Origin of the sequence: Roseomonas sp. E05 (genome assembly GCF_030063475.1) — a bacterium.
Taxonomy (GTDB): domain Bacteria; phylum Pseudomonadota; class Alphaproteobacteria; order Acetobacterales; family Acetobacteraceae; genus Pseudoroseomonas.
The window spans coordinates 40,464-49,424 of the sequence record NZ_JASIRT010000036.1 but is presented as its reverse complement, the minus strand read 5'-3'; the positions used below and the strand labels follow the sequence as shown (position 1 = coordinate 49,424).

The 8,961-nt window shown below is 69.4% G+C and carries 8 protein-coding genes; 2 read left to right on the top strand and 6 right to left on the bottom strand.

Annotated features, from left to right (window positions below; translation table 11 throughout):
• The coding region (locus tag QMO56_RS23070; RefSeq protein ID WP_283529606.1) for a hypothetical protein at nucleotides 1-202 on the top strand (202 nt) is incomplete at its 5' end.
• Between the two features lie 150 nt (nucleotides 203-352).
• Here QMO56_RS23070 and clpB read toward each other — a convergent pair.
• Nucleotides 353-2,923: an ATP-dependent chaperone ClpB gene (gene clpB, locus QMO56_RS23065; protein WP_283529605.1), complete on the bottom strand. Its 2,571-nt coding sequence runs from the start codon at nucleotides 2,921-2,923 to the stop codon at nucleotides 353-355.
• Between the two features lie 132 nt (nucleotides 2,924-3,055).
• Here clpB and QMO56_RS23060 point away from each other — a divergent pair, with 132 nt between their 5' ends.
• Nucleotides 3,056-3,817, top strand: coding sequence for an MOSC domain-containing protein (locus tag QMO56_RS23060; protein WP_283529604.1), 762 nt, complete (start codon nucleotides 3,056-3,058; stop codon nucleotides 3,815-3,817).
• Nucleotides 3,818-3,867: 50 nt separating this feature from the next.
• Here the strand turns inward: QMO56_RS23060 and QMO56_RS23055 are convergent, their stop codons facing one another.
• The 5 genes from QMO56_RS23055 to ispG form a co-directional block, all read right to left on the bottom strand.
• Nucleotides 3,868-4,311 (bottom strand): DUF4167 domain-containing protein, encoded by a 444-nt coding sequence (locus tag QMO56_RS23055; RefSeq protein WP_283529603.1) that lies wholly within the window; start codon nucleotides 4,309-4,311, stop codon nucleotides 3,868-3,870.
• Between the two features lie 228 nt (nucleotides 4,312-4,539).
• Nucleotides 4,540-5,373: a peptide chain release factor N(5)-glutamine methyltransferase gene (gene prmC / locus QMO56_RS23050; RefSeq protein ID WP_283529607.1), complete on the bottom strand. Its 834-nt coding sequence runs from the start codon at nucleotides 5,371-5,373 to the stop codon at nucleotides 4,540-4,542.
• A gap of 52 nt (nucleotides 5,374-5,425) precedes the next feature.
• Nucleotides 5,426-6,481: a peptide chain release factor 1 gene (gene prfA, locus QMO56_RS23045; protein ID WP_283529602.1), complete on the bottom strand. Its 1,056-nt coding sequence runs from the start codon at nucleotides 6,479-6,481 to the stop codon at nucleotides 5,426-5,428.
• Entirely contained in the window at nucleotides 6,478-7,806 is a 1,329-nt protein-coding gene (hisS, locus tag QMO56_RS23040) for a histidine--tRNA ligase (RefSeq protein WP_283529601.1), read from the bottom strand. Before hisS ends, prfA begins: the two co-directional genes overlap by 4 nt.
• A gap of 4 nt (nucleotides 7,807-7,810) precedes the next feature.
• Complete coding sequence (gene ispG / locus QMO56_RS23035) at nucleotides 7,811-8,929, bottom strand: flavodoxin-dependent (E)-4-hydroxy-3-methylbut-2-enyl-diphosphate synthase (RefSeq protein ID WP_283529599.1); 1,119 nt, start codon at nucleotides 8,927-8,929, stop codon at nucleotides 7,811-7,813.
• Nucleotides 8,930-8,961: the final 32 nt, after the last annotated feature.

The following is an 8,961-nucleotide window of genomic DNA, read 5'->3' as shown; positions in this document are numbered from 1 at the left end:
AAAACCCAGCACAACATCAGGATCAAAACACACCCGCCAGGCTCAACCCTTCCAGGTCAATACCAAACCAGGACAGTCTCCCTTCCAGAAAACCCGATGCAATTTTCAATCAGCGTTGCAACCAGAGTTTTTCCGTCGCCGGAAATCCGCTCTAGTTGCCACCGCCTTCTATCAGCGGGGCGTCGTATTTAGCGATCGATGAACCGCCTGTCAACACCCCACCGACTTTTTTGCGGCGCCTTTCGCTTCGGTTCGTCCTTTCGTCCGTCCCTCAGCGTCGGGAGCCGGCTTTTAGTCCCGGCCCCCTTCCCTGTCAAATGGCTTTCACGAAAAAATCCGTAGCCGATCCGACTTAGCTTTCGGCACTCAGCTCCAGCCCGTCCCCGCCAAGCGAGACCTTCACCTTGCTGCCGTCCGCCACGCGGCCTTCGAGCAGCATCTCGGCGAGCTTGTCCTGCAGGTTCCGCTGGATCACCCGCTTCAGGGGACGCGCCCCATAGACCGGGTCGTAGCCGGCTTCCGCCAGCCAATCCCGCGCGAACTGGTCGAGCTCGAGCGTGATCTTCCGCTCCTCCAGCAGCTTGCGCAGCCGACCAAGCTGGATCTCGACAATCGCGCCCATGTCCTTCCGAGCCAGACGGCGGAACAGGACGATCTCGTCGAGCCGGTTCAGGAATTCGGGCCGGAACCGGCCGCGCACCACATTCATCACCTGCCCGCGGACGAGATCCACATCCTCTCCATCGGGCTGAGCCGCCAGGATGTCGGAGCCGAGATTGCTGGTCAGCACGATCAGGGTGTTGCGGAAATCGACCGTCCGCCCCTGTCCGTCCGTCAGCCGCCCGTCGTCCAGCACCTGAAGCAGGACATTGAACACGTCCTCATGCGCCTTCTCGACCTCATCGAACAGGATCACCTGGTAGGGCCGCCGGCGCACCGCCTCGGTGAGCGTGCCGCCCTCCTCATAGCCGACATAGCCCGGAGGCGCGCCGATCAGCCGGGATACCGCGTGCTTCTCCATGTACTCGGACATGTCGACCCGCAGCAGCGCCTTCTCGTCGTCGAACAGGAAGGCGGCCAGGGTCTTGGTCAGCTCGGTCTTGCCGACGCCGGTCGGGCCAAGGAACAGGAAGCTGCCCATCGGCCGGTTCGGGTCCTGCAGGCCGGCACGGGCACGCCGCACCGCCTTCGAAACCGCCTCCAGCGCCTCCTCCTGCCCGACCACCCGGCCGCGGAGCGAGTCCTCCATGTGCAGCAGCTTGGCGCGCTCACCCTCCAGCATCTTCTCGACAGGAATGCCCGTCCAGCGGCTCACCACCGCGGCGATGCCTTCCTCCGTCACCGCCTCGTTGACCAGCCGGCCCTCATCCCCTGCCGCGGCGATCTTCTTCTCCAGCGCGGGGATCACGCTGTAGGTCAGCTCGCCGGCGCGGGCGTAGTCGCCCTTGCGCTGCGCCAGCTCCACTTCGGTGCGGGCACGGTCCAGCTCCTCCTTGGCCTTCTGCGCCTCGGTGAGCTTGCTCTTCTCCTCCTGCCAGGCCGCGGTCAGGGCATCCGACCGCTCCTCCAGCTCGGAGAGCTCGCGCTCCAGGCGCTCCAGCCGGTCACGGCTGGCGGGGTCGCCCTCCTTCTTCAGCGCCTCGCGCTCGATCTTGAGCATCATCAGGCGCCGGTCGACCTCGTCCAGCTCCTCGGGCTTGCTGTCCACCTGCATGCGCAGGCGGGAGGCGGCCTCGTCCACAAGGTCGATCGCCTTGTCCGGCAGGAAGCGGTCGGTGATGTAGCGGTTGGAGAGGGTCGCCGCCGCAACCAGGGCGCTGTCCGCGATCCGCACGCCATGGTGCAGCTCGTACTTCTCCTTCAGCCCGCGCAGGATGGAGACGGTGTCCTCCACCGAGGGCTCGCCGACAAAGACCGGCTGGAAACGCCGCGCCAGCGCCGCATCCTTCTCCACATGCTTGCGGTATTCGTCGAGCGTGGTGGCGCCGATGCAGTGCAGCTCGCCGCGCGCCAGCGCCGGCTTCAGGAGGTTGGAGGCGTCCATCGCCCCATCCGCCTTGCCCGCGCCGACCAGCGTGTGCATCTCGTCGATGAACAGGATGACCTCGCCGGCCGCCTGCTCGATCTCGGACAGCACGCCCTTCAACCGCTCCTCGAACTCGCCGCGGTACTTCGCGCCGGCCACCATGGCGCCCAGGTCCAACGCCAGGACCTTCTTGTTCTTCAGCGCCTCCGGCACGTCGCCATTGACGATGCGCAGCGACAGCCCCTCGACGATGGCGGTCTTGCCGACGCCAGGCTCGCCGATCAGCACCGGGTTGTTCTTGGTGCGCCGGGCCAGGACCTGAATGGCGCGGCGGATCTCCTCGTCGCGGCCGATCACCGGGTCGAGCTTGCCCTCGCGCGCCGCGGCGGTCAGGTCGCGGGCGTACTTCTTCAGCGCATCGAAGCTCTGCTCGGCATTGGCACTGTCCACCTTCCGCCCCTTGCGGATGGTGGCGACGGCGGCCTCCAGCTTCTTGGCGGTCGCGCCGGCGGCGACCAGCGCCCGGCCGGACGGCGTGTCGCTGGCGGCCAGCGCGGTCAGCAGCCGGTCCTGCGCCACGTAGCTGTCGCCGGCCTTGGTGGCCTGCTGCTGGGCAGCGTCCAGGAGCCGCACGATGTCGGGCATGAACTGCGGCTGGCCGGCACCGCCACCCTGCACCCGCGGCAGCTTGGCCAACTCGGCCTCGACGGCCGTCAGGACCGGCTTCGGATCGGCGCCGGCGGCGCGGATCAGCCCCGCGGCCGCGCCCTGCTCGTCGTCGAGCAGCGCCTTCATCAGGTGCTCGGCGGTGACGCGCTGGTGGTACTCGCGGATGGCGATGGTCTGCGCTGCCTGCAGAAAGCCGCGGGCGCGTTCGGTGAACTTCTCGATGTCCATACTGGTCCCTCCGGTGAGGCAACCGGAGCCTGGCGCCCCTGGAAGGCGACGCCCGCTCCGCTCATGCGAGGGATGTGGTAAGGAGGCAAATGACCCTTCAAGGGGCAGCAGCAAAAAACGGGAGCTGAACCGATGCGCGTCGAGCACCTCTACCGCTACCCGGTGAAGGGCCTATCGGCGGAGGCGCTGGAGACGGCCGCACTGCGTGCCGGCGAGTGCTTTCCGGACGACCGGCGCTTCGCCCTGGTCCAGGGCGACGCCCCTTTTGACGAGTCGGCCCCCCGCTTCCTGCCCAAGCAGAACTTCGCCTGCCTGATGGCCAATGCGCGGCTCGCCCTGGTCGCCTCCGCATACGAGTCCCGCAGCGGCCGCCTCTCCCTGCGGGTGCCGGGCAGCGAGCCGCTGGTGGCGGATACCCGCACCGAGGCCGGACGCGCACGCATCGCCGAGGTGCTGACGGCCTATCTGGGCGAGGAGGCGCGCGGCACGCCCCGCTTCCTTGAGGCGCCAGGCCATGCCTTCACGGACCAGAAGAAGAAGGGCGTTTCGCTGATCAACCTCGCCAGCCTGGAGGCGCTGGAGAAGGCGATCGGCCGCCGGCTCGAACCCCTTCGCTTCCGCGCCAATGTCTATTTCACCGGCCTGCCGGCCTGGGCGGAGCTCAACTGGATCGGGCAGGAGGTGATGCTGGGCGGCGCGCGCCTCGCGGTGTTCAAGCGCACCGTGCGCTGCCCCGCCACCCAGGTGAATCTGCAGACCGGCGAGCGGGATGCCGACGTGCCGCGCCTGCTGCGCGAGCATTTCGGCCATGCCGATCTCGGTGTGCACGCCACCGTGGAGGAAGGCGGCCAGGTTGCCCTGGGGGATGCGCTCGAGGCGCTGGAGCCAGCCTGAGCCGGCTTGGCCGGGGCGGGCACCAAGGCCCGGCCCCGCCATGCGGGAAGTTACTGCACCGTCTCGCGCTGGTCGGACGAGTCGGCATTCTCGCCGTCGAAGGACGACTGCGCATGGCCGTTCAGCTCGCCGTTCTCGGCCTGCTGCTCGCCGCCCTCCGCGCCATCCGCGCCTTGCTGCGGGCGGCGCGTCTGCTGCTGTGCCTGGGCGGCCTGCGCCATGGCATTCAGGATTCGGAAGTAGTGCTCGGCGTGCTGGAAATAGCTTTCGGCCATCACCCGGTCGCCCGCGCTGGTCGCATCACGGCCAAGCTGCAGATACTTCTCGAAGAGCTGCTGGGCGGTACCCCGCAGCCGCATGTCCGGCCCGTTGGAGTCGAACACATGGTTGCGGTTCATGGGCTGATGGCCGCTCTGGCGGAATTGCCCGCCGCCGCCGCCCCCGCCGCCGCCATGGCGATGGCCGCCGCGGCCGCGCATGCGCTTCATGTTCATCGGTGTTGCGTTCGCCGTCTCACGCTCGCGCCGTCCGGCATTCAGGGGTCCGGCATGGACCCCGGCGCACCGGGGGGCTTGCTGATGTGTTGCGTTGCTGCGGCACCGGAGGTCACTGGTGATCTTTCACCAGGGAAACCTGCCCGGCGGATCCGACCGGGTGAACTCGTTTGCCCGGGGCCGCAAGGGCACCCTAACCGCGCAGGCCACCACCGCCAAACGGTTTTTTCACGGGTGGGCCAGGATCAGGGCTCTTTCAATGCCGTTCAGATCAGCCTGACAACCCTGGATTGCAAGGCCTGCCGCCACTGCCAGCCCTGAAACGGCATCCCGCTGCCCCTGCCCCAGCTCCAGCACAGCGCAGCCTTGCGATGTGAGCAGGTCAGGCAGCGCCGCCACGATGCGGCGATAGGCATCAAGCCCATCCTCGCCCCCGTCCAGCGCCCGGTGCGGCTCATGCCGCGCCACCTCCGGCATCAGCCCCGGGACGGCCTGGCGGAGGATGTAGGGCGGGTTGGAGAGCACCAGGCCGAAGCGGCCGGCCAGCGCGCCCGCCCAGTCGCCGGCCAGGAAAGCGGCGCGCCCGGCCAGCCCGTTGGCGGCGGCGTTGCGGGCCGCCAGCGCCGCCGCGGTCGGCGAGAGATCCACGCCCACGCCGAAGGCGCCCGGCCACTCGGAGAGCACGGCCAGCAGCAGGCATCCCGTGCCGGTGCCGAGGTCCAGCACGCGCTCCGCCGGGGTGGGAAGCGCAGCGAGCGCCGCCTCCACCACCGCCTCCGAGTCGGCGCGGGGGATCAGCGTGTCGGGGGAAACTTCCAGATCCAGGGTCCAGAAGCCTTGCCGGCCCAGGATGAAAGCCATCGGCTCATGCGCCAGACGGCGGCGCAGCATCGCCGCGAAGCGCTGCGCCGGCTCCGGCGGCACGGGCCGGCGCGGGGTGCCCAGCAAGGCCCCCTGCTCCACCCCCATCGCCTCGGCCAGCAGCAGCCGGGCCTCCAGGCGCGGGTTCTCGATGGCGGCGGCGCGCAGATGCTGCCCGGCGCGGCAGAGGAAGGCCCCCACCGTGCCCGCCGGATCGGGGCAGGCGCTCCCAAGGGCGCTTCCAGGGTCGCCCTCAGACACCCTCGGCCGCCAGCCGCGCCGCCTCGTCCTCGGCGATCAGCGCGTCGATGATGTCGTCGAACTCGCCCTGCATGACGCGATCGATCTTGTGCAGCGTCAGGCCGATGCGGTGGTCGGTCACCCGGCCCTGCGGGAAGTTGTAGGTGCGGATGCGCTCGGAGCGGTCGCCGGTGCCCACCTGCGCCTTGCGGTCGGCGGAGCGGCTGGCGCTGGCCTGGCTGCGCTGCGCCTCATAGAGCCGCGCCCGCAGCACCTTCATCGCCTTGGCGCGGTTCTTGTGCTGGCTGCGCTCCTCCTGCATCGCCACCACGGTGTTGGTGGGGATATGGGTGATGCGGACGGCGCTGTCCGTCTTGTTGACGTGCTGCCCGCCGGCACCCGAGGCCCGGTAGGTGTCGATGCGCAGGTCGCCCTCGTTGATCTGCACGTCCACATCCTCCGCCTGCGGCAGCACCGCCACCGTGACGGTGGAGGTGTGGATGCGCCCTTGCGTCTCGGTCGCCGGCACCCGCTGCACGCGGTGCACGCCACTCTCGAATTTCAGCCGGGCGAAGACTCCCTGGCCCTCGATCTCGGCCACGGCACCCCTGATGCCGCCCAGCTCCGACTCGTCGTAGTCGAGGACGCCGAAGCGCCAGCCACGCAGCCCGGCATAGCGTTGATAAGCGGCGAAGAGCTCGGCGGCGAAGAGCCCGGCCTCGTCCCCGCCCGCGGCGGGGCGGATCTCCAGGATGGCGCTGCCGGCATCGGCGGCGTCCTTCGGCAGCAGCATCAGCCGCACCTCGTGCTCCAGCCGCGGCACCGCGTCCCGCTGGGCATAGAACTCGGCCTCGGCCAGCTCGCGCATCTCCGGGTCGGCGAGCAAAGCCTCCGCCTCATCGCGGGCGCGCTGGGCGGCGCGGAGCGCCTGGACCTTCTCGACCAGCGGCTCCAGCTCGGAGAGTTCCTTGGAGAGGGCGCCGATCTGCGCCCCATCCGCCGTTTCCAGGAGCGCCCGCACCTCGTCGGCGCGATAGAGCAGGCGGTCCAGCTTCTCGGAAAGGCTCATTCCTCGTCCGGCTCGTCCTCGCCCTCTTCGGCGGCGAGCTCCATCTCCTCGACCATCTGCTCCAGCATGGCGTCCACCACCCCGGCGGCGGCCAGGGCCGGCAGCAGACCGGGCATCCCCACCCGCTCCTGCGTGCCGTCGGAGAGGTTGCGCACGACGACGACGCCCTCCGCGACCTCGCTCTCACCGATGATGACGGCGGCCTGGCTGCCGATGCGGTTGGCACGCTCCATCCGCTTCTTCAGGTTGCCCTTGTAGGCGATCTCGGCCGGCACCCCGGCGGCGCGCAGCATCTGCAGCAGCTCGACGGCCGGGCCTTCCTCCGCCTCGCTGACCGGCACCACCGCCACCGGGCGAACCGGCTCCGGCGCCTCTTCCAGCAGCTCGGCCAGCCGCTCGACGCCGGCCGCCCAGCCGACGCAGGGGGTGGCGGGGCCGCCCATTTCCTGCACCAGCCCGTCATAGCGGCCACCGGCCATCACCGTGCCCTGCGCGCCGAGCCGATCGGTGACGAACTCGAAGGCGGTATGGCTGTAGTAGTCCAGCCCCCGCACGATGCGCGGGTTGTCCCGGTAGGGCACGCCGAAGCGGTCCAGGTGGCGCTTCACCGCGGCGTGGAACTCGGCGGCCTCCGGTGTCAGGTGCTCGTGGATGGTCGGCGCATCCGCCACCAGCGCCTTGTCGCCGGCGTCCTTGCTGTCGAGGATGCGCAACGGATTCTTCTCCAGCCGCTTCTGGCTGTCCTCGGAGAGCCTGTCCCGGTGCGCGGTGAAATAGGCCACCAGCGCGGCGCGGTAGGCGTCGCGGCTCGGCGTGTCGCCCAGCGTGTTCAGCTCCAGCACCACGCCGTCGTCGATGCCGAGCTGCTGCAGGATCTGCCAGCCGCAGGCGATCACCTCGGCATCGGCCAGCGGCTCGGCGGCGCCCAGGATCTCGGCACCGATCTGGTGGAACTGCCGGTAGCGGCCCTTCTGCGGCCGCTCGTAGCGGAACATCGGCCCGGCATAGAAGACCTTCCGGGGCAGCGCCTGCTGCGCCAGCCCGTTGGAGACCAGCGCGCGCACGATGCCCGCCGTGTTCTCCGGCCGCAGGGTGACGGAATCCCCGCCGCGGTCCTCGAAGGTGTACATCTCCTTCGTCACCACGTCCGAGGTGTCGCCCAGGGTGCGGGCGAAGACGCTGGTGGCCTCGAAGATGGGCGTTGCCCATTCCTCCAGCCCGTAGAGGCCGGTGACGTGCCGCGCCGTCTCGATCACGTGGTGATGGCGGCGGAAGGCATCACCGATCAGATCCCGGGTGCCACGAACCGGCTGCATTCCGCTCAACGCCTTACTCCGCTGCCTGCTTGGCCTGGGAAGCGGCGATCTCCGCCGCCTTCCGCTCGACCTGTTCCACGATGTGATCGACCATCCCGGCGCTGTCCACGGTGTGGTCGGTCCGCCCGGCGTGATACACCATGTGGCGCCCGGCGCCGCCCCCCGTGACGCCGATATCCGTCATCAGCGCCTCGCCCGGCCCGTTCACCACGCAGCCGATGATGGAGAGGGTGAGCGGCGTCTCGATATGTGCCAGCCGCTCCTCCAGCACCGCCACCGTCTCGATGACGTTGAAGCCCTGCCGCGCGCAGGAGGGGCAGGAGATGATCTTCACCCCCCGGTGCCGGATGCCGAGGGACTTCAGGATGTCCCACCCCACATGCACCTCCTCCTCCGGCTCGGCGGAGAGTGAGACGCGCAGGGTGTCGCCGATGCCGGCCCAGAGCAGCGAGCCCAGGCCGATCGAGGACTTCACCGTACCGGTGCGCTTCCCGCCTGCCTCGGTGATGCCGATATGCAGCGGGTGGTCGCAGGCCTCGGCGAGCTGCTGGTAGGCGGCGACGGCGAGGAACACGTCGGACGCCTTCACGCTGATCTTGAACTCGTGGAAATCGAGCTCCTGCAGGTGCGCGGCATGCCAGAGGGCGGATTCCACCAGCGCCTCCGGGTTCGGCTCGCCGTACTTCTCCAGCAGGTGCCGCTCCAGGCTGCCGGCATTGACGCCGATGCGGATCGAGCAGCCATGGTCGCGGGCGGCCTTCACGACCTCCTTCACCCGCTCCTTGCTGCCGATATTGCCCGGGTTGATGCGCAGGCAGGCAGCACCCGCCTCCGCCGCCTCGATGGCGCGGCGGTAGTGGAAGTGGATGTCGGCCACAACAGGCACGTTCACCTCGCGCACGATCTCGTGCAGCGCGGCGGTGGCCTCCTCGGTCGGGCAGGAGACGCGGACGATGTCCACCCCCGCCAGTTCCGACCGGCGGATCTGGGCGATGGTTGCCGCCGCATCCTCGGTGGGCGTGTTGGTCATGGTCTGGACGGAGATCGGTGCGTCTCCGCCGACCAGCACCTTGCCAACCCGGATCTGCCGCGACTTCCGGCGCAGGATCTGCTGGTAGGGACGATAGGACATGGCGGTCAGGCCTCCCGCTTCGGCATGCCGTC

Excerpts from the sequence above, each read along its gene's own strand:
- clpB (WP_283529605.1), bottom strand. The coding sequence starts at position 2,923 with ATGGACATCGAGAAGTTCACCGAACGCGCCCGCGGCTTTCTGCAGGCA.
- QMO56_RS23060 (WP_283529604.1), top strand. The coding sequence starts at position 3,056 with ATGCGCGTCGAGCACCTCTACCGCTACCCGGTGAAGGGCCTATCGGCG.
- QMO56_RS23055 (WP_283529603.1), bottom strand. The coding sequence starts at position 4,311 with ATGAACATGAAGCGCATGCGCGGCCGCGGCGGCCATCGCCATGGCGGC.
- prfA (WP_283529602.1), bottom strand. The coding sequence starts at position 6,481 with ATGAGCCTTTCCGAGAAGCTGGACCGCCTGCTCTATCGCGCCGACGAG.
- ispG (WP_283529599.1), bottom strand. The coding sequence starts at position 8,929 with ATGTCCTATCGTCCCTACCAGCAGATCCTGCGCCGGAAGTCGCGGCAG.